At 68.6% G+C, this 20,025-nt stretch carries 20 protein-coding genes; 16 read left to right on the top strand and 4 right to left on the bottom strand.

Features of this window, described 5'->3' with window-relative positions:
* Positions 1-64 precede the first annotated feature (64 nt).
* The 9 genes from ACSMFO_RS30790 (at position 65) to ACSMFO_RS30750 (ending at position 7,829) form a co-directional block, all read left to right on the top strand.
* The gene (locus tag ACSMFO_RS30790) at positions 65-1,216 is read left to right on the top strand and encodes a sensor histidine kinase (RefSeq protein ID WP_436461426.1); all 1,152 of its coding nucleotides are present in this window, start codon (positions 65-67) and stop codon (positions 1,214-1,216) included.
* Entirely contained in the window at positions 1,213-1,875 is a 663-nt protein-coding gene (locus ACSMFO_RS30785) for a response regulator (RefSeq protein ID WP_038519287.1), read from the top strand. The genes ACSMFO_RS30790 and ACSMFO_RS30785 overlap by 4 nt, the downstream gene beginning before the upstream one ends.
* 168 nt (positions 1,876-2,043) lie before the next feature.
* On the top strand, positions 2,044-3,681 hold the full coding sequence (locus ACSMFO_RS30780; RefSeq protein ID WP_016331340.1) for an acyl-CoA carboxylase subunit beta: 1,638 nt from the start codon (positions 2,044-2,046) through the stop codon (positions 3,679-3,681).
* Positions 3,678-3,896, top strand: coding sequence for an acyl-CoA carboxylase subunit epsilon (locus ACSMFO_RS30775; protein WP_037332313.1), 219 nt, complete (start codon positions 3,678-3,680; stop codon positions 3,894-3,896). The genes ACSMFO_RS30780 and ACSMFO_RS30775 overlap by 4 nt, the downstream gene beginning before the upstream one ends.
* Before the next feature lie 61 nt (positions 3,897-3,957).
* On the top strand, positions 3,958-4,791 hold the full coding sequence (locus ACSMFO_RS30770) for a helix-turn-helix domain-containing protein (RefSeq protein ID WP_436461425.1): 834 nt from the start codon (positions 3,958-3,960) through the stop codon (positions 4,789-4,791).
* Between the two features lie 197 nt (positions 4,792-4,988).
* A complete protein-coding gene (locus ACSMFO_RS30765; protein WP_038519296.1) occupies positions 4,989-5,195 on the top strand; it encodes a DUF397 domain-containing protein in 207 nt (68 codons plus the stop codon).
* Positions 5,192-5,512: a hypothetical protein gene (locus ACSMFO_RS30760; RefSeq protein ID WP_016331336.1), complete on the top strand. Its 321-nt coding sequence runs from the start codon at positions 5,192-5,194 to the stop codon at positions 5,510-5,512. The genes ACSMFO_RS30765 and ACSMFO_RS30760 overlap by 4 nt, the downstream gene beginning before the upstream one ends.
* Before the next feature lie 99 nt (positions 5,513-5,611).
* Positions 5,612-6,238 carry a PadR family transcriptional regulator gene (locus tag ACSMFO_RS30755; protein WP_038519299.1) on the top strand — a complete coding sequence of 209 codons (627 nt, stop codon included), beginning with the start codon at positions 5,612-5,614 and terminating at the stop codon, positions 6,236-6,238.
* Positions 6,219-7,829, top strand: a complete 1,611-nt coding sequence (locus tag ACSMFO_RS30750) for a DHA2 family efflux MFS transporter permease subunit (protein ID WP_436461424.1) — start codon at positions 6,219-6,221, stop codon at positions 7,827-7,829. The genes ACSMFO_RS30755 and ACSMFO_RS30750 overlap by 20 nt, the downstream gene beginning before the upstream one ends.
* Before the next feature lie 123 nt (positions 7,830-7,952).
* On the opposite strand, the gene ACSMFO_RS30745 is transcribed toward ACSMFO_RS30750, so the two are convergent.
* Positions 7,953-9,758, bottom strand: a complete 1,806-nt coding sequence (locus ACSMFO_RS30745; RefSeq protein ID WP_436461423.1) for a glycoside hydrolase family 3 protein — start codon at positions 9,756-9,758, stop codon at positions 7,953-7,955.
* A gap of 166 nt (positions 9,759-9,924) precedes the next feature.
* On the opposite strand from ACSMFO_RS30745, the gene ACSMFO_RS30740 reads away from it, so the two are divergent.
* Positions 9,925-10,551, top strand: a complete 627-nt coding sequence (locus ACSMFO_RS30740) for a Maf family protein (RefSeq protein WP_436461422.1) — start codon at positions 9,925-9,927, stop codon at positions 10,549-10,551.
* A gap of 100 nt (positions 10,552-10,651) precedes the next feature.
* Positions 10,652-12,016, top strand: a complete 1,365-nt coding sequence (locus tag ACSMFO_RS30735) for a dicarboxylate/amino acid:cation symporter (protein ID WP_436461421.1) — start codon at positions 10,652-10,654, stop codon at positions 12,014-12,016.
* A 118-nt stretch (positions 12,017-12,134) separates the two neighbouring features.
* Here ACSMFO_RS30735 and ACSMFO_RS30730 read toward each other — a convergent pair whose 3' ends face one another.
* Entirely contained in the window at positions 12,135-12,818 is a 684-nt protein-coding gene (locus ACSMFO_RS30730; RefSeq protein ID WP_083650026.1) for a hypothetical protein, read from the bottom strand.
* A gap of 83 nt (positions 12,819-12,901) precedes the next feature.
* Here ACSMFO_RS30730 and ACSMFO_RS30725 point away from each other — a divergent pair, with 83 nt between their 5' ends.
* From ACSMFO_RS30725 to ACSMFO_RS30705, 5 genes are all read left to right on the top strand, one after another.
* A complete protein-coding gene (locus ACSMFO_RS30725; protein WP_037332331.1) occupies positions 12,902-13,186 on the top strand; it encodes an SAV_915 family protein in 285 nt (94 codons plus the stop codon).
* Between the two features lie 109 nt (positions 13,187-13,295).
* Positions 13,296-15,086: an acetyl/propionyl/methylcrotonyl-CoA carboxylase subunit alpha gene (locus ACSMFO_RS30720; RefSeq protein WP_073847456.1), complete on the top strand. Its 1,791-nt coding sequence runs from the start codon at positions 13,296-13,298 to the stop codon at positions 15,084-15,086.
* A gap of 46 nt (positions 15,087-15,132) precedes the next feature.
* The gene (locus ACSMFO_RS30715) at positions 15,133-15,597 is read left to right on the top strand and encodes a DUF1707 SHOCT-like domain-containing protein (protein ID WP_436461420.1); all 465 of its coding nucleotides are present in this window, start codon (positions 15,133-15,135) and stop codon (positions 15,595-15,597) included.
* 41 nt (positions 15,598-15,638) lie between these two features.
* Positions 15,639-16,013 (top strand): DUF1707 SHOCT-like domain-containing protein, encoded by a 375-nt coding sequence (locus tag ACSMFO_RS30710; protein WP_038519317.1) that lies wholly within the window; start codon positions 15,639-15,641, stop codon positions 16,011-16,013.
* A gap of 21 nt (positions 16,014-16,034) precedes the next feature.
* The gene (locus tag ACSMFO_RS30705) at positions 16,035-16,565 is read left to right on the top strand and encodes a GNAT family N-acetyltransferase (RefSeq protein WP_125732402.1); all 531 of its coding nucleotides are present in this window, start codon (positions 16,035-16,037) and stop codon (positions 16,563-16,565) included.
* Between the two features lie 94 nt (positions 16,566-16,659).
* Here ACSMFO_RS30705 and ACSMFO_RS30700 read toward each other — a convergent pair whose 3' ends face one another.
* Positions 16,660-18,123: an aldehyde dehydrogenase family protein gene (locus ACSMFO_RS30700; RefSeq protein ID WP_436461419.1), complete on the bottom strand. Its 1,464-nt coding sequence runs from the start codon at positions 18,121-18,123 to the stop codon at positions 16,660-16,662.
* A gap of 98 nt (positions 18,124-18,221) precedes the next feature.
* Entirely contained in the window at positions 18,222-19,961 is a 1,740-nt protein-coding gene (locus ACSMFO_RS30695; protein ID WP_052120197.1) for a glycerol-3-phosphate dehydrogenase/oxidase, read from the bottom strand.
* Positions 19,962-20,025 lie beyond the last annotated feature (64 nt).

Raw genomic sequence — 20,025 nt, 5'->3', positions numbered from 1 at the left:
CACCCTGGGGATGACCTCCACCGGACGGACGCGGAGACGCCGCCCGTCTGGTTGAGTTCGCCGTATGAAACAGCCGTCGGCGCTCTCCCAGCGGGTGGCGTACACGATCGACGCGCTCCTCGCGCTGGTGCTCGTCGTGGCCGTCGGCGGGAACCTCGCCGCGCAGACCTGGACGTTCCTCGTCGTCATCCCGATGTGGCTCGCCTGGGCGACGGTCGCCGCCAGCGGGATCGCGATCGCGCTGCGGCGTCACCGCCCGCTGATCGCCTACGGTCTCGGCCTGGGCAGCCTCGTCCCGGCCCTGATCGCCGGCAACGGACTGGGTCCGGCCGCGCTCCTGGCGACCGGATGCGCGCTGTACACCGTGGCGCTGGAACACCCACGCGCCCGCTCGCTGATCGCGATGGGCCTCGGCCTCGTCGTCGTCATGATCTTCGAACTGCTGCGGCTCGGGCCGAACACGATCGCCTCGACGGCCTTCGCGGGCGGCGGCGTCGCGGGCTCGTGGGCGTTGGGCTGGATGACGCGGCAACGACGCGCGAACCTGGCCCAGCTCGCCGAAACCCAGGCCGATCAGGCGGTTTCCGACGAACGGCTGCGTATCGCGCGCGAGATGCACGACGTCGTCGCGCACAGTATGAGCCTGATCGCGGTCAAGGCGGCCGTCGGCAACCACGTCGCGGAGGAACAGCCCGAAGAAGCACGCGAGGCATTGCGGGTCATCGAACTCACCAGCCGCGAGACCCTCGTCGAACTCCGGCGGATGCTCGGCGTCCTCCGTTCCGGTGACGGCACGCCCGAAGCCGCGCTCGGACCCGCGCCGAAACTCGCCGACCTGCGGACCCTCGCCGAACGCGCCGGACAGGCCGGGGTGCGGGTCGAGCTGACCGGCGAGGCGGTGGACGACCTGCCCGAAGGTGTCGCGCTTTCGGTCTACCGCATCACGCAGGAGGCGGTGACCAACGTCGTGAAGCACGCGGGACCGTCGGCGTGCCGGGTCACGATCACCGAAGGCCCCGGTGAAGTGATCGTCGAAATCGTCGACGACGGACGCGGCGAAGGCTCGCCACCCGCCGTGGGCGGACACGGTTTGATCGGCATGCGCGAACGCGTCGCCGTCTACGGTGGTGACTTCGAGGCGGGCCCGCTGCCCGCCGGGGGATTCCGGGTGTTCGCGCGGCTTCCGTACGCCGCCAAGGAAGTGGGGACACGATGATCCGCGTACTGATCGCCGACGACCAGGCGTTGCTGCGCGGCAGTTTCCGCGTGCTCGTCGACAGCGCGCCGGACCTCGAAGTCGTCGGGGAGGCGAGCGACGGCGCGGAAGCCGCCGAACTCGCCGAGAAGGAACGCCCCGACGTCGTGCTGATGGACGTCCGCATGCCGGAGCTGGACGGGATCGAAGCGACCCGGCGGATCTGCGCGTCGCCCGCCACCGAAGGCGTCCACGTGCTGATGCTGACCACTTTCGACCTCGACGCCTACGTCTATTCGGCCCTGCGCGCGGGCGCGAGCGGCTTCCTGCTGAAGGACACCCCGCCCGCCGAACTGCTGACCGCGATCCGCGTCGTCGCGGCGGGCGAAGGGCTTCTCGCCCCTTCGATCACGCGAAGGCTCATCGCGGAGTTCGCCCGGCTGCCCGAACCCGGCCAGCGCGTCGCGGCGTCGCTGGACAACATCACCACGCGCGAACGCGAAGTGCTGAGCCTGATCGCGCGCGGCCTGTCGAACGACGAGATCGCCGGGACCCTGCACCTCGGGCTGGCGACGGTGAAGACGCATATCGGCCATCTGCTGCACAAACTCGCGGCGCGGGACCGGGCGCAGCTCGTGATCGCGGCTTATGAGTCCGGGCTGGTGCGGGCGTCGGTCTAGCGATCTGTTCGGTCCGGTCCGTGAAGGCCTCCTTCCCAAGTACATGAAGGCCCCCTTCACTGCGCTAGACGCAGTGAAGGGGGCCTTCACGTACTTCAGGTGCCAGACCCCCAGGACGTTGCCTACGCCACACGCGAAGTGACCGTCGAGTAGCTAGGCTGCGGTTTCATGAGCAGTGCGACGGAGCCGCTCGGGACGCCGCCCGAGGACGAACCGGACATCCACACGACGGCCGGCAAGCTGGCCGACCTGTACCGCCGGTATGACGAGGCGGTGCACGCGGGTTCCGCGAGGGCGGTGGAGAAACAGCACGCCAAGGGCAAGAAGACCGCCCGCGAGCGGATCGACCTGCTGCTGGACGAGGGTTCCTTCGTCGAGCTCGACGAGCTGGCGAAGCACCGCTCGGTCAACTTCGGCCAGGAGAAGAACCGCCCCTACGGCGACGGCGTCGTCACCGGCTACGGCACGGTCGACGGCCGCCCGGTGTGCGTGTTCAGCCAGGACGTCACCGTCTTCGGCGGTTCACTCGGTGAGGTGTACGGCGAGAAGATCGTCAAGGTGATGGACCTGGCGATCAAGACCGGCCGCCCGATCATCGGCATCAACGAGGGCGGCGGCGCGCGGATCCAGGAAGGCGTCGTCTCGCTCGGGCTGTACGGCGAGATCTTCAACCGCAACGTCAAGGCGTCCGGCGTCATCCCGCAGATCTCGCTGATCATGGGCGCCAACGCGGGCGGGCACGTCTACTCCCCCGCGCTGACCGACTTCGTGGTGATGGTCGACAAGACCTCGCACATGTTCATCACCGGCCCCGACGTCGTGAAGACCGTGACCGGCGAAGAGGTCTCCTTCGAAGAACTCGGCGGCGGTCGCACGCACAACACCCGTTCGGGTGTCGCGCACTACCTCGGTTCCGACGACGAGGACGCCATCGCGTACGTGAAGGAACTGCTCGCGTTCCTCCCGGCGAACAACCTGTCCGAAGCGCCGCTGTTCGAGACCGGCTCGGCGCCAGGTGGGTTCTTCGACGATGTCACCGACACCGATCGCGAGCTCGACACGCTGATCCCGGACTCGCCGAACCAGCCGTACGACATGCACGAGGTCATCAACCGCGTCGTCGACGACGGTGACTTCCTCGAGGTGCACGAGCTGTTCGCGCCCAACATCCTGGTCGGCTTCGGCCGGGTGGACGGGCGCAGCGTCGGCATCGTGGCGAACCAGCCGACCCAGTTCGCCGGCTGCCTCGACATCGACGCCTCCGAGAAGGCCGCGCGGTTCGTGCGCACCTGCGACGCGTTCAACATCCCGGTGCTGACCTTCGTCGACGTCCCCGGCTTCCTGCCCGGCACCGACCAGGAGTGGAACGGCATCATCCGGCGCGGCGCGAAGCTGATCTACGCCTACGCCGAAGCGACCGTCCCGCTCGTCACCGTCATCACCCGCAAGGCGTACGGCGGCGCGTACGACGTCATGGGGTCGAAGCACCTCGGCGCGGACATCAACCTGGCCTGGCCGACGGCGCAGGTCGCGGTCATGGGCGCGCAGGGCGCGGCGAACATCGTGCACCGCAAGACACTCGCCGCGGCCGCCGCCGACGGCAAGGACGTCGACGCGCTGCGGGCCGAGCTCATCCAGGAGTACGAAGACACCCTCCTGAACCCGTACGCGGCGGCCGAGCGCGGTTACGTCGACTCGGTGATCGTGCCCGCGCACACCCGTGGCCACGTCGCGAAGGCGCTCTCGCTGCTCCAGGGCAAGCGTGAGTCGCTGCCGCCCAAGAAGCACGGGAACATCCCGCTGTGACCGCGCCCGAAACCCCGCTGCTGCGCGTCGTCCGGGGCAACCCGGACGACGCCGAGCTCGCCGCGCTGACCGCCGTCGTCGCGGCGGTGGCCGGTGCGCGGGCACCGGAACCGGCGCCGAAGCGGGATTCGTGGTGGGCGGACAAGGCATCGCTCGTGCGGGCCCCGCTCGCCCCGGGAGAGGGTGCCTGGCGGGCGTCGGCGCTTCCTCGCTGAGACGGGCTCGGCGGGCTATCGTAACAGTCCTGCCGACCGCGATCGCCTCAGAAAGCCGTGCGTGACGAACCAGGACCATCTCTCCGCCGAGTTGCGCCGTCTGCGCAAAGCCGCCGGGTTGTCCGGTACCGAAGCGGCGAGTCTCACCGGCCTCAGTCAGTCGAAGGTGTCGCGGGTCGAGACCGGCGCGTTCATGCCGACCGAGGAGCAGGTCGTCGCGCTGTGCCGCGTCTATCGCGCGCCCGCGAAGGTCCGGCGGGAGCTGGTCGCGATCACCCGGGACCTCCGTGAAGAGGCGTCGTCCGCCCGCGTCGTCCTTCAGCGCGGTGCCTGGCGGATGCAGCAGCGCATCGGCAAGATCGAGACGGCGTCCGCCCGTATCCGGAGTTTCCAGCCGACCATCGTGTTCGGCCTGCTCCAGACCCGCGACTACATCACCGCGCTCTTCGGCGACGCGCTGCCGGAGGACGAACGCGACCAGACGGTCGAGGCCCGGCTGGAGCGCCAGCGGATCCTCGATTCGAATCGCCGGTTCCATTTCGTGCTCACCGAAGGCGCCCTGCGCTGGAACATGGGCGGAGCGGCGACCATGCTGGCCCAGCTCGGCCATCTCATCGAGATCTCCCGCCGCGACCGGGTGCGGCTCGGCGTGATCCCGTGGACGACTCCGGTGTCGGTCCCCGTCCTCCACGGTTTCGACATCTACGACTCGCGCGCGGTGCTCCTCGGGACGCAGACGGCCACGGCCCTCGTCACGGACGAACGCGAAGTCGCCGACTACGAAAAGAACTTCGCCGAAGTCGAGCGCTACGCCACCTATGGCGACATCGCCTGCGGGCATCTGACACGTATCGCCGCCGACTACCGACAGCTCGCGGCCGGTTCACTTCGGTGACCTAAGACCCTTGGCCTTATGCACTCCGAGAGTGCATCGTGTGTAAAGCAGCTGTCGGTGAAGGTCCCTTTCCGTGCGCCGAACGCGATCAGCGGAGCCGCTCACCGACCGATCGGCACAGATCACCCGATCTCGCCAACCTTGCTGCCACGCAACCCGTCTACTTGCCGAAACAGTCACTGGGGAAAGGCCCTCCTATGACCACCTGGCACGAAAACATGACCGGCTGGCACAAGTCGACCTACACGCACTGGGAAGAGAACGCCTGCGTCGAGGTCGGCACCGCACCCGGCCTCGTGGGCATCCGGGACACCAAACAGTGGGCACTGCCGGACGAGAGCCGTCCGATCCTGGTGCTCCCGGCCGAGTCCTTCGCCGCGCTCCTCGAGCACCTCGGACGATGAACGACGTCGCCGAGCCGTACATGGTCCACGATCCGCGGGAGATGGCGGGCCAGCTGATCAACGGCAACTGGATCGTCGCGCGGTGGGAGCACCTCGGCGAGGACGAGGACCTCGACCACTGGACCGCCGTCCTGCGCGGGCACTGCGAGGAACTCGACGTCGATCCGTATGTCATCAACATCCCGCGGAAGAGCTTGACCATCGTCTTCAACGGCGCACTCCCCGCGCCGACGTTCGAGCAGCTGGAGAACTCGATCGCGGCCATCGAGTACCACCGCTTCCTCGAACGTGAGATCGGGCCGAGACCGCTCGACTAGCGGCCGGCCGCAGCACCGACACCCCCTTGAAGGTTCAGCCCTGCCTGGCATATATTCCACACGGAATAATCAGCAGGGAATCTTCCAAGGGGGACATTCATGGCCGCGAAGCTCACCCCGCTCGCCATGGCGGTGCTCGAACTCCTGCATGAGCGGCCCATGCATCCGTACGAGATGGCGCAGCTGATGCGCGAGCGCTTCGTCAACACGCGCGTGAAGGTGAAGGCGGGCTCGCTCTACCACACGGTGGATCGCCTGGTGCAGAACGGTTTCGTCGAGGTCGTCGAAACGCAGCGGGACGGGAAACGCCCCGAGCGCACCGTGTACGCGATGACGGACACCGGCCGCGACGAGTTCGTCACCCGGGCGCAGGACATGCTGGCCACACCCGCCGAGGAGTACCCCGAGTACCTCAGCGCGCTCGCCGTCATCGACGAGCTCGGCCCGGAAATGTCGCTCACGCAGCTCAAGCACCGCGTGCTGCGGCTGCAGGCCGCCATCGCCTCCGACCAGGTCGTGCTCGAAAACCTGGTCAACGAGCACAAACTCCCCGAGATCTACTGGCTCGACTGGTCCTACGCCACCGCGCGGCGGGCCTTCGAGCTCGAATGGACCCAAAAACTCGTCGCAGACCTGGAATCCGGCCGCATCCGGTTCCAGGGCCACTGCACGCCACAACTGAACCTGGTCACCGAGGACGACAGCGATGAACGCAAGACAAGCTAACCCCTGGGCCGCGCTTTCCGCGCTGTGCCTGGGTTTCTTCATGATCCTGCTGGACACCACGATCGTCTCGACCGCGATCCCCGCGATGCTGCGGGAGCTCGGCGCCGGGCTGAACGCGATCGTCTGGGTGATCAGCGTCTATCTGCTCACTTACGCGGTGCCGATGCTGTTCGCCAGCCGTCTCGGCGACCGCTTCGGCCCGAAACGCGTCTACCTGGCCGGGCTCGTGGTGTTCACCCTGGCCTCGCTGTGGTGCGGCCTGTCCGGTTCGGTCGAAATGCTGATCGCGGCCCGCGCGGTGCAAGGCCTCGGCGCCGCCTTGATGACTCCGCAGACCCTGGCGTTCATCAGCCATCTGTTCCCGCCGTCGAAGCGTGGCCCCGCGATGGGGCTCTGGAGCGGCGTCGCCGGGATCGCGGCCATCGTCGGGCCGGTGCTCGGCGGCGTGCTCGTCGACCACCTCGGCTGGGAATGGATCTTCTTCGTCAACCTGCCGGTCGGCGTGGTCGCGATCTCGCTGGCGCTGCTCAAGGTGCCGGACTGGCAGCCGAAGCACTCGCATTCCTTCGACGTCCCGGGAATCCTGCTGTCCGGCACCGGTCTGTTCTGCGTCGTCTACGGCGTCCAAAATGGACAGCACTACGACTGGGGACGGGTGTTCGGGCCGATCACCGTGTTCGAGATCATCGGTTTCGGTGTCGCCCTGCTGGTCGCTTTCGTGGCGTGGCAACGGTTCAACCGCCGGGAACCACTGCTTCCCCTCGGCGTTTTCGCGAACCGCAACTTCTCGGCGGGCACGCTGACCTCGGTCACCGTCGGCTTCGCGATGACCGGCATGTTCCTGCCGCTGGTGATCTACATCCAGGCAGTGCTGGGCGAGTCGCCGACGATGTCCGGCCTGCTGTTCGCGCCGATGTCGTTGCTGGCCGGCCTGATCGGACCGTTCGTCGGCCGCGCTTCGGACAAGGTCAACGGGAAGATCCTGCTGATCGTCGGGCTCACCGCGCTCGCCGCGGGAATGGGTCTGGCGGCCCTGATCGCCGAGGCGGGCGCGAACGCGTGGACGCTCACCCCGGCGCTGCTGGTGGCGGGCGTCGGCATCGGTTTCATCTTCGCGCCGATGGGCAATCTGGCGATGAGTTCGGTCGAACCGCGGCTCGTCGGGACCGCGTCGGGCATCTTCAACACGGCCAGGCAGGTCGGCGGCGTGCTCGGCAGCGCGGCCGTCGGCGTGCTGCTGCAGGCACGGATCGGTACGTCGATCGCCGACGAGGCGGCGTCGGCCGCGAGCGCGTTGCCGGAGCAGTACCGGGCACCGTTCGCGGAAGGAGTCGCGAAAGCCGCGGAATCGACCGGGGAGTTCGGTTCTTCCGGGGCGGCCGCGTTCCCCGGCTTGCCGTCCGGGGTCGCCGAGCAGGCTCAGCGGCTCGCGCTCGAAGCCGTCCACAATGGACTCACCGACGCGGCTCGGGTGACACTGCTGCTTCCGGCCGCGGTGCTCGTGCTGGGCGTGCTCGCCGCGCTCACCATGCGCCGCCCTTCCCGGGCACCCCACCCGCCCGCTCGCGAACCCGCCGCCAGCGCCGCCTGACCCTCCTCCCGCATTTAGTCCTCTGAATGCGGGTCGTGGGCCCACCACCGGCGCAATGAACGGTCCTTTCCTTGCAAATTTCGCAAGGAAAGGACCGTTCCTCTCATCCGCGGGAGGCGGAAGCTACCGGCGGTACCGAAGGCCGTAGCCGTACGGGTACAGCGCCTTCTTGCCGTCACCGACGTTCACCGGCTCTTGCGCCGCACTGACCGGCCAGCTGAACGTCAGCTTCCCGGTCGGGCTGTAGTCGCCGTAAAGGACATCGGCGACGCCGGCGCCTTCACTGCCCGGCAGCCAGGCCGCGACCAGCCCGTCGAACCGCGGCAGTTGCGCGGCGATGTCGAGCGGACGCCCGGACACGGTCACCACGACGACCGGAACACCCGAACTCTTCAGCTTGGCGATCGTGGCGAGGTCTTCCGCGTCGAGTCCGAAGCCGTTCGGCCGGTCTCCCTGTCCTTCGGCGTACGGCGTTTCGCCCACCACGGCGACGGCGACCTGGTAGCTGCCGTCGATTCCGTCACCCGCACGGTCATAGGTCACCGTGGTTCCCTTCCCCGCCCCCGACTTGATGCCGTCGAGGATGGTCGTGCCCGGGATCACCGGGCCGCTCTGTCCCTGCCAGGTGAGCGTCCAGCCGCCCGCCTGGTTTCCGATGTCGTTCGCGTTCTTGCCCGCGACGAAGATCTTGTTGTTCTTCTTCGCCAGCGGCAGCACACCGTCGTTCTTCAGCAACACCTGGGATTCGCGGACCGCCTGCCGGGCCAGTTCGCGATGTTCCTTGCTGCCGAACGTCTTCTGGAGAGACCGGTCGGTGTACGGGTGCTCGAACAGGCCGAGTTCGAACTTCTCCGCCAGGATGCGGCGGTTCGCGTCGTCGATCCGGTCGCGCGAGACGCGCCCCGCCTCGACTTCGGCCTTGAGGTAGGCGATGAACTGCGGCGCGTCCCACGGGACCATGAACATGTCGATGCCCGCGTTCACCGAGAGCCGCACCTCTTCGGGAGTGAAGCCCTCCTTGCCGTCGATCTGGTTGATCGCGTTGTAGTCCGAGATCACCAGCCCGCGGAACCGCAGTTCCTTCTTGAGGACGTCGGTGATGAGGTACTTCTGGGCGTGCATGCGCACTCCCTGGAAGCTGGAGAACGAGATCATCACCGAGCCGACCCCGCGGTCGATCGCCTCGCGGAACGGCGGCAGGTGGATCTGGCGCAGTTCGCGTTCGCTCACTTCGGTGTTGCCCTGATCGACGCCGTTCGTCGTGCCACCGTCGCCGACGTAGTGTTTCGCCGTCGCGAGCACGGATCCCGGTTTCTCGCCGAGCCTGCGTCCCTGAAGCCCGGTGATGGCCGACGCGTTCGCGATGGCGTCACGCGGGGATTCGCCGAAGGATTCGTAGGTCCGGCCCCAGCGGTCGTCGCGGGCGACGCACAGGCACGGCGAAAAGTCCCACTGCGGGCCGGTTCCGGCGACTTCGAGCGCCGTCGCCCGGCCGATCTTCTCGACCAGGCGCGGATTGTTCGCGGCACCGAGGCCGATGTTGTGCGGGAAGATCGTGGCGCCGTAGACGTTGTTGTGGCCGTGCACGGCGTCGACGCCGTAGATCGTGGGAATGCCGAGCGGCGTCGAAACCGCTGCCTTCTGATACGAGTCGACCATGTCGGCCCACCCGTTCGGGGTGTTGCTGGCGGGCACCGAGCCACCGCCGGAGAGCAAGGACCCCAGTTTGAGCGCGGCGGCCTGGTCGGGGGTGACCGCGCCGCGTTCGGCCTGCGTCATCTGGCCGATCTTGTCGTCGAGGCTCATCCGCTTGAGCAGGTCGTTCACCCGCGCGGACGTCGAAGCGTGCGGATTCTTGTAGAGCGGTCCAGGGGCGGCGGACGCGACCGGGGTCAGGGCCGAACCGGCCAGGAGCAGTCCTGCGAGCATTGTGGTTTGCGTCGTGCGAAGAGATCTTCTGACGCGGAGGCGGGGCGACATTGGTTCCTCCGTAGCTCGAACAATCCATATGTTGCGCGCCACAACAAACTAACTCCACGATCGGGTGTTCCAGGTCACAATCAGGCAACGGCAAGCCGTCGAGTACCTTCCTCACGTGCGTTTCGTTCTCGCGTCCCAGTCCCCCGCCCGCCTCGGTGTCCTGCGTTCCGCCGGCTTCGATCCGAGCGTCGTCGTGTCCGGCGTCGACGAGGACGCGGTCGCCGCGTCCCTGATCGATCCAGCCCCCGAAGAGCTGGTCCGCGCACTCGCCGCCGCGAAGGCCGAAGCGGTTTTCGAGGCCCTTGACGGTCACTCCGACATGGTCATCGTGGGTTGCGATTCGATGCTGTCGATCAACGGCGAAATGGTCGGGAAGCCGATCACGCCGGAAGCCGCGCGCGAGCGCTGGGCGTCGATGGCGGGCAAAACCGGTGAACTTCTGACCGGCCACGCGATCATCCGCGTCGAGAACGGTGAGAGGACGAAGGAAGCCTCCGGGACCGAAGGGACCACTGTTCGCTTCGGCACACCGTCACAAGAAGAGATCGAGGCGTACATCGCTTCCGGAGAGCCGCTTCAGGTGGCCGGCGGCTTCACCCTCGACGGGCTCGGCGGCTGGTTCATCGAGGGAATCGACGGTGATTTCTCGAGCGTCATCGGCATCAGCCTGCCGCTGACCCGGCGTTTGCTGACGGAGGTCGGCGTGAGCGTCATCGATCTCTGGGCCCGTCCCGCATCCTGAGACGACTCCCACACGATCGGGTGATCCGGAAGAGTCCTGCCTCGCCGAACGTTCTTCACGTTCGGGAAATCAGGAAACTTTCACGCACCGGAGTCGCCCCGTGTCTTTCATTCGGACCTACACAAGGCCAAGGGTCTTCGCGGCGGCGGTCCTCGGCTCGCTCGTCGTGGGCGCCCTGCTCGGCGTCCTCGCCAGGACGACCGAGGCGAGCTGGCTGACCGACCTGCTCGACCAGATCGGCACGATCTTCACGACGCTGCTGCAGATCGCGGTGATCCCGCTGGTCTTCACGGCGATCGTGGTCGGCATCAACAGCCTGCGCAACCTCGGCGGCGGCAAGAAGGCCGCGCGGCTGGGTGGCAAGACCGTCCTGTGGTTCGCGATCACCTCGTTCATCGCGTCGCTGATCGGCATCGCCGTCGCGAAGCTGTTCAACCCGGGCAGCGGCGGCCTTGGCGAAGGCGTCGCCGCGACCGCGAAGAACGCGGACAAGGCCACCAAGAGCGTCGACAACTGGGGTTCCTGGAGCGCCTTCGTCGAAGGCTTCCTGCCGAAGAACTTCTTCACGGCTTTCACCGAAGGCTCGACGCTGCAGGTGCTGTTCCTCGCCGTGATCATCGGCGCGGCGGCCTACAGCCTCGGTGACAAGGCCAAGCCGTTCGTCGACTTCACCACCAGCGTCTTCGAGATCATCCAGCGCTACCTCGGCTGGATCGTCCGGCTCGCCCCGATCGGCATCATCGGCCTGATCGGCGCCGCGGTCGCGAACTACGGTGACGCCCTGTTCCGTCCGCTGTTCACCACCACTCTCGCGGTGTACGTCGGCTGCCTCGTGGTGCTGCTGGTGGTCTATCCGATCCTGCTGCAGTTCGTGGCGAAGGTCAGCCCGCTGAAGTTCTTCTCGAAGGCGGGCACGGCGATCCAGTTCGCGTTCGCTTCGCAGTCTTCGGCCGCGACACTGCCCCTCACCCGGCAGTCCGCCGTGAACCTGGGCGTCCAGCCCGCGTACGCCGCCTTCGCGACTCCGCTGGGCAGCGCCACGAAGATGGACGGCTGCGCCGCGGTGTTCCCCGCGATCGGCGCCATCTTCATCGCGAACCTGTCCGGGGTTTCGCTGAACATCTGGCAGTACGTCGGGATCGTCGTGGTCGCCGTGCTCGGCGCGCTGGCCACCGCGGGCACCACCGGCTGGCTGACCGCGCTGACCCTGACCACCGCGTTCATCGGCCTCGACGCGCAGCAGGTGGCGCTCGGGATCGCGCTGATCTACTCGGTGAACCCGATCATGGACATGATGCGGACCGCGACCAACGTCGCAGGCCAGATCGTCGTGCCGGTGGTCGTCGCCCGCGGCGAAGGCCTTCTGGACGACGAGGTGCTCAACTCGCCGACAGACCCTTCGCCGACATCCGACGGCGAAGCGGCTACCGCCTCCGCGAAGGAGCCTGCCACCGCTGGGGCCTGATGCCCTTCTCAAGTACATGAAGGCCCCCTTCCTTGCGCCTGGCGCTGTGAAGGGGGCCTTCATGTACTTGGGCTGGGACCGGCCGCGAGAAGTGGTAGCAAAGGTCCCTTGCTCCCGGTCAGGGGCAGGCCCGCAGATCAGCCTTCGTCAGCCGGACATCCGGCCAGCCCCTCAGCTCCGAAGGCGCCGTGTACCGCCGCGTGCACCCCACGGAACCGCGGGCGACGTCGTAGACCTCGGCGAGCACCGGCGCCGCCTGGCACCGCGCCGATCCGGACTGCGCGCCGGGGCATTCGTGCCGCACGACGATGACGTCCGCGACCCCGTCGGCGGTCACGTCGCTCAGAGCGACCGTCCCGGCGTCGGAGAAATACGGCTTCCCGGTGTCCCGCCAGATCCCGCCGCGCGCGACGAACAGCTCCCCCGCCGCACCGGCGCCCGTCTCGCCGCGCACCAGGCACACCGGCGTCGCCCCGTCGACACAGCGCAAAGAATCGCCCTTCAGGGTGACCCCCATGTCGTTGATCATCAGCGGGTACGCGGTGTCCGCGCCGATCCGGACCACACCCTGCTTCCCCGCGCCGTCGGCCAGCAGCACGACGGGCAGCCCGCCGACGGTCATCGCGCCGATCTCGCGGCAGGCCGCGTCCCCGCAGTTCACCCCGGGCGCACTTGGGGCGCCATCGGACACCGGAGGCACGCCGGGGTCGCCGTCGGGCGTCGGGGCGGCCGGGCGGAGCAGGATCACGGCGACGATCACGCCCGCCGTCACCACCACCGCCAGCAGGGCGGTGAACAGCACGGATAGTGGCGCCCGCGCTTCCTGTTTCCGCATATCCGAGAGCGTAAGTGATCTAGCGCAGAGTGCACGTCTATGTTGTTCCTGTGACGAACCCCGGACTGCCCACCGCTCTGTTCCTTCCGACGGCGAAAAAGCCGAAGGACTACACGAGCGCGGAGATCGAACTCCGCGCGACCAAAGACGGCCGGATGGCGTTGATCGCCTTCAGTTCCGTGCAGCGTCTGGTCGAATGCTGCGGGCCGCACCAGCCGTGGGCACTGGTCAAATCCGAGCACCTCGGCCGCGTCCACCAGGCCCAGCCGTACGACTTGATCGTGCTCGATTCCGACCTTCCGGAAGAACTGCGGCACCGCGAAGCGCTGGTATAAAGCAAAGGTCACCGGGTGGCCTTGCTCTCATTAATCGGGGCGGGAACTTCCGTAAACTGCTGCGGAGCCGCATCGGGGCGGCCCGACGTGCGAACGCAGGAGGTACGGCGTGACCGAGCAGGCCGGCACAGGTGGTCCGGTGACCAAGATCCTGATCGCGAACCGCGGGGAAATCGCGGTACGGGTGATCAGGGCGGCGAAGGACGCCGGGCTGACCAGCGTCGCCGTCTACGCCGATCCTGACCGCGACGCACCCCACGTGCGCCTCGCGGACGAGGCCTTCGCGCTCGGCGGCACCACCGCGGCCGAGAGCTACCTCGTCTTCGACAAGCTGCTCGACGCCGCCAAACGGTCAGGCGCGGACTCGGTCCACCCCGGCTACGGGTTCCTCTCCGAGAACGCGGACTTCGCCCAGGCGGTCATCGACGCCGGGCTGACCTGGATCGGGCCGAGCCCGCAGGCCATCCGCGACCTCGGGGACAAGGTCACCGCGCGCCACATCGCGCTGCGCGCCGGCGCCCCGCTCGTGCCCGGCACCAAGGACCCCGTCGCGAACGCCGACGAGATCGTCGCCTTCGCCGACGAGCACGGCCTGCCGGTGGCGATCAAGGCGGCGTTCGGCGGTGGCGGCCGCGGCCTGAAGGTCGCCCGCACCCGCGAAGAGATCCCGGAGCTCTTCGAATCGGCGACGCGCGAGGCGATCTCCGCCTTCGGCCGCGGCGAATGCTTCGTCGAGCGCTACCTCGACAAGCCGCGCCACGTCGAGGCGCAGGTCCTCGCCGACCAGCACGGCAACGCCATCGTCGTCGGCACCCGCGACTGCTCGCTGCAGCGCCGCCACCAGAAGCTCGTCGAGGAGGCGCCCGCGCCGTTCCTGACCGACGAGCAGCGCAAGCGCATCCACGAATCCGCCAAGGCGATCTGCAAGGAAGCCGGCTACTACGGCGCCGGGACGGTCGAGTACCTCGTCGCCGTCGACGGCACGATCTCGTTCCTCGAGGTCAACACGCGGCTGCAGGTCGAGCACCCGGTGTCCGAGGAGACGACGGGCCTCGACCTCGTGCGCGAGATGTTCCGCATCGCTCGCGGCGAGAAGCTGCGCATCACCGAAGATCCGGAACCGCGCGGCCACTCGATCGAGTTCCGCATCAACGGCGAGGACGCCGGCCGCGGCTTCCTGCCCGCGCCCGGCACCGTGACGAGGTTCGTCGCGCCGAGCGGCCCCGGCGTCCGCGTCGACTCGGGCGTCGAGTCCGGCAGCGTCATCGGCGGCCAGTTCGACTCGATGCTCGCGAAGCTGATCGTCACCGGCTCGGACCGGCAGAACGCGCTCGAGCGCAGCCGCCGCGCGCTGGCCGAGATGGTCGCCGACGGGATGGCGACGGTGCTGCCGTTCCACCGCGTGATCGTGGACGACCCGGCCTTCATCGGCGACGAGAACGGTTTCAGCGTCCACACCCGCTGGATCGAGACCGAGTTCGAGAACACCATCGAGCCGTTCGTGGCGCCGGAAACCGTAGAGGCCGAGGAAGAGCAGCCCCGGCAGAACGTCGTCGTCGAGGTCGGCGGCCGTCGGCTCGAAGTGTCGCTCCCCGGCGGTTTCTCGCTCGACGCCGGTGGCGGCGGGACGGCCGTGAAGGCCAAGCCGCGCAAACGCGCGGGCGGTACCAAGGCCGCGGTGAGCGGTGACGCGGTCACCGCGCCGATGCAGGGCACCATCGTCAAGGTCGCCGTCGAAGAGGGCCAGCAGGTCGAAGCGGGCGAGCTGGTCGTCGTGCTCGAAGCGATGAAGATGGAGAACCCGGTCACCGCGCATAAAGCCGGCACCGTCACCGGGCTTTCGGTCGAGGTCGGCGCCGCGGTGACGCAGGGCACGCAGCTGTTCGAGCTCAAAGACTGACGAATGTCGTGGTTGACGGGGCCTCGCCCGGCCTATTCTCGAAAGGGTGAGCGAGGTTCCGTCTCCGCGGCTGCGGATCAGTGATCAGGATCGCGAGTCCGCGCTGACCGCGCTCGGCGAGCACATGACCGTCGGCAGGATCGACATCGACGAGTTCGGCGACCGGTCCGCCCGGATCACCGCCGCCAAAACCCGCGGCGAGCTGGCCCAGATCTTCCTCGACCTGCCCGAGCCGCACCCCCGCTACGACACGCCCAAGGCCGCCGTCGGCGAACCGGGGAAACCGGCGTCGACGTGGGCGGGTATCTCCCCGACGCAACGCGTCATGGGCGCGCTCCTGCCGATCCTGTTCATCGCCACCATCGCGCTGATCATCACCACCGGCATCACCTGGTGGTTCATCCTCGTCCCGATCGGGATCAGCGCCGTCGGCGAGGGCATCTGGGGTAAGGGCTGGGAGAACTCCCACAAGAAGCTCGGGAAGCAGCGTCGACGGGAACTCGACGGCTGATCCGCCCGTAGACTCGGGACGTGAGTGCCGAGAGACCGGACATGCGGCTGAGCGACGCCGAACGCCAAGACGCGCTCGAAGCGCTGGAAGAGCATGTCCGCACCGGCAGACTCGACCTCGACGAGTTCGGTTCGCGGTCGGCGAAGGTCAGCGCCGCGAGGATGGCGAGCGAACTCGAACCGCTGTTCACGGACCTGCCTTCGCCCCGGCCCAGCGCGCTGCTCCCCCTGCCGCCGATGCCCGGCGTCTCGCAGGCGTCCGCGAAGAACGAGATCCAGCCGTCGAAATGGCTGACGGCCAGTGCCGTGCCGATCGCCGCCGCCGTCGCGATCGCGTTGTTCTTCTTCACCCGCGGGACGTTCCTGGTCTTCCTGCTGCCGCTGGCGGTCGCGCTGATCATGAGCCGCCGCCGCTGAAGCGCCGGTTACCCTCGAAGGGTGGAACCGGTGGAGATCAACGCGGGCGAGTACTACCTGCGGCAGCTGCGGGCGGACAAGGCCCTCGACGACCGTCCGGCGCTGGTCGCGGCCTTCGCGGACCCGACGCACCGCAAGTACGTCCTGAACTACCGCTTGCGGGACCTGGACGAGGCGACCGAGTACGTCGCGCTGCGCGCCGCCCAGTGGGCTGGTGACGAGCGCTGTTCCTGGGCGGTGGCCGAGCCGACGACCGGGGATCTGCTGGGCGAGGTCGGCCTGCGGGATCTCGATCTCGACGCCGGGTACGCGGAGGCGTCGGTCTGGGTGCGCGCGGCGTCGCGGGGCAAGGGGGTCGCGAGCACCGCGCTCAACGCGGCCCTGCGCTTCGGTTTCGGCGGGCTCGGCCTGCGCGAGGTCAGCTACCGCTACGAGGAGACGAACGAGGTGTCCGCCTCGGTCGCCCGCAAATGCGGGTTCACCCTGGTCGGGCCCGAACTCGATCCGGCCCCGACCGGGGAACGCCTCATCCGCTGGCGCCGCACCGCCTGACCTGCGTTTAGCGGGCTAATCGCGACGCATTTAGTCCTCTGAATGCGGTAGTACGCGTCACGAACCACCGCATCCAGAGGACTAAATGCGGGGGTCAGAAGGGGTAGGTCGGCGGCGGGTTCCGGACGGTGACCCAGCGGGTCTCGGTGAACGCCTCGATGTTCGCCGCCGCACCGCCGAAGCGGCTCCCGGTGCCCGAAGCGGCGACGCCGCCGAAGGGGCTGTTCGCCTCATCGCTGACGGTCTGGTCGTTGATGTGCACGATCCCGGTCGGGACGCGGTCCGCGAGCTCCAGTCCTTTGAGGACATCGCGCGTGACGATCCCCAGCGAAAGCCCGTACTCGCTCGCCGTCGCGAGGCGGATGGCCTCCTCCGCGTCGGAGAACCGCACGACCGGCGCGACCGGGCCGAAGATCTCCTGGGCGACCGCGGGTGCCGTCGGCGGCACGTCGGCGAGCACCGTCGCCGAGTAGAACAGCCGGTCGTACTCGGCGCCGGCGGCGACCCGCGCCCCCGCCGCCACGCTGGCCGTGACCAGGTCGTGGATCTTGTCCCGCTGTCCGGCGTCGATGATCGGCCCGAGCGCGACCTCGTCCCGCGCCGGGTCGCCCACCCGCAACGCGGCCGCCTTCGCCGCCAGCCGCTCGACGAAGTCGTCGTAGAGCCGCTCGTGCACAAGGTGCCGCCCGGTGGTCATGCAGATCTGGCCCTGGTGGAAGAACGAGCCGAACGCGGCGACCCCGGCGGCCTCGTCGACGTCCGCGTCGTCGAGCACGATGAGCGCGGAGTTCCCGCCCAGCTCCAGATGTGCCCGCTTCAAATGCTTTCCGGCGAGTTCGCCGACCTTGCGCCCGGCGCCGGTCGACCCGGTGAACGAGATGACCCGGACCGCCGGATGCGTCACCAGCGTCTCGCCGACGTCCGCGCCGCCCGGCAGCATCTGCAGCACACCCGGCGGCAGCCCCGCCTCCTCGAAGATCCGCGCGAGGACGACGCCACCGGTGACGGCGGTGCGCGGATCCGGCTTCAGGATGACCGCGTTCCCCAGCGCGAGCGCCGGGGCGACCGAGCGGATACCCAGGATGATCGGCATGTTGAACGGCGAGATCACCGCGACCACACCGGCCGGGACACGGCGCGCCATCGAGAGGCGCGGCTCCTCACTCGGCAGGAGTTCGCCGTAAGGGCGGCCGGGCAGGGCCGCCGCCTCGTAGCACTCCTGCTCCGCGACGTGCAGCGAAAAGCCCGCGACTCCCGGCACCGCGCCGACCTCGCGGACGTTCCACCAGCGGATCTCGTCGGCGTACTCCGACCACAGCGTGGCTGCCTTGCGCAGGATCGCGGCCCGCTGGACGTGCGGTGTCGCCGCCCAAGCCCGCTGTGCCTCGGCCGCCGTTTCAGCCGCTTTCGCGGCGTCTTCGGCCGAGGCCATCCCGATGCTTCCCAGCACCGCCCCGGTCGCGGGCTCCGTGACGTCACGGACGCCACCGGATCCGGGCACCCAGGCACCGCCGGCGAAGATCCGGTCCGTCCACGTCGACGCGTCGAGAAACACCACAAGGCCGCCTTCCGTCTCTGGGACGGCCGACGCTATGCCAGATTCACCGGATCAGGCAACGATCTCTGCGCGCCTGGCACACCACGCGGCGGCGGCGATCAACTCACCGGCTCGATGATCCCCGAGCGTGCTTCCGGCGCGGCGGAGCGCAACGCGTCGGCGGCCTCGTCGCTCGGCTGCGACTGGGACTCCCGTTCCGCGTCGACCCGCGCCTTGTACACCTCGACCTCGCGCTTCTCCTCGTCCTTCGACCAGCCGAGCACTTCGCCCACCAGCGTGGCGACCTGCGCGGCGCAGTCGACTCCGCGGTGCGCGTACTCGATCGAGATCCGGGTCCGGCGCGCGAGCACGTCTTCCAGGTGAAGCGCGCCCTCGTGGCTCGCCGCGTAGACGACCTCGACGCCCAGGTAGTCCGGAGCGTGCTCCAGCGGCTTCAGCAGCTCCGGCCGTCCTTCGCCGAGCGCGAGGACCTCGTGCACCATCGAGCCGTACCGGTCGAGCAGGTGACGCACGCGGTACGGGTGCAGCCCGTGCTCGCTGGCCAGATGGTCGGCCTGGTTCACCAGCGCGTGGTAGCCGTCGGCGCCGAGCAGCGGCACCTTGTCCGTGATGGACGACTGCGGCCTGCCCGGCAGGTCGACGGCCGCGGCGTCGACGGCGTCCGCCGCCATCACCCGGTACGTCGTGTACTTGCCGCCCGCGATCGCGACCAGTCCCGGCGCGACACGCGCGACCGCGTGCTCACGCGAAAGCTTCGACGTCTCTTCGCTTTCCCCGGCGAGCAAAGGCCGTAGCCCGGCGTAGACGCCTTCGATGTCGTCGTGCGTGAGCGGCGTCGCGAGCACGGTGTTGACGTGTTCGAGGAGGTAGTCGATGTCGTGCTTGGTCGCGGCGGGATGCGCGAGGTCGAGGTTCCAGTCGGTGTCGGTGGTCCCGACGATCCAGTGGTTGCGCCACGGGATGACGAACAGCACGGACTTCTCGGTGCGCAGGATCATGCCGGATTCCGAGACGATCCGGTCGCGCGGGACGACGATGTGCACGCCCTTGCTCGCCCGCACACGGAACCGGCCGCGGCCACCGGAAAGGCGCTGCAGTTCGTCGGTCCACACGCCGGTGCAGTTGACCACCGCGGAGGCGTGGATCTCGGTCTCGCGGCCGTCCTCGACGTCGCGCACGCGGACACCGGAAATACGGTCCGCCTCGCGGAGGAAACCGACCACCTGGGTGGAAGTGCGCACGACGGCGCCGTAGTGCGCGGCTGTGCGGGCGACGGTCATCGTGTGCCGCGCGTCGTCGGATTGCGCGTCGTAGTAACGGATCCCGCCGATCAACGCGGACCGCTTCAGCGCCGGGACCATCCGCAGCGCGCCCGCGCGGCTCAGGTGTTTCTGGCCGGGGACCGACCGCGCGCCGCCCATCGTGTCGTACATCAGCAGGCCGGCCGCGGTGTACGGACGCTCCCAGATCCGGTGGGTCAGCGGGTACAGGAAGCTGACCGGCTTCACCAGATGCGGGGCGATCGTCGTCAGCATCAGCTCGCGTTCCCGCAGGGCTTCCCGAACCAGCCCGAATTCCAGCTGTTCGAGGTAACGGAGCCCGCCGTGGAAGAGCTTGCTGGACCGGCTCGACGTTCCCGAGGCGAGGTCGCGCGCTTCGACGAGGGCGACCCGCAGGCCGCGTGTCGCGGCGTCGAGCGCCGTGCCCGCCCCGACCACTCCGCCGCCGATGACGACGAGGTCGAATTTGTCCTCACCCAGCCGCTGCCAAGACTCTTCCCGCTTGAGCGGTCCCAGCCTGGCGGGGCTGTTTTCGGCTTCGCGCTGAGAGCTTGCCACGTGACATTCCTCCTTGTGCCGCTGTGGCTCCAGCATCGCACGATCGGCCGCGACCGGTCCGTTA

Source organism: Amycolatopsis sp. w19 (assembly GCF_051373225.1).
GTDB classification, from domain to species: domain Bacteria; phylum Actinomycetota; class Actinomycetes; order Mycobacteriales; family Pseudonocardiaceae; genus Amycolatopsis; species Amycolatopsis japonica.
Note: the sequence above shows the minus strand (reverse complement) of the source record. Positions and strands in the feature narration are given on the sequence as shown.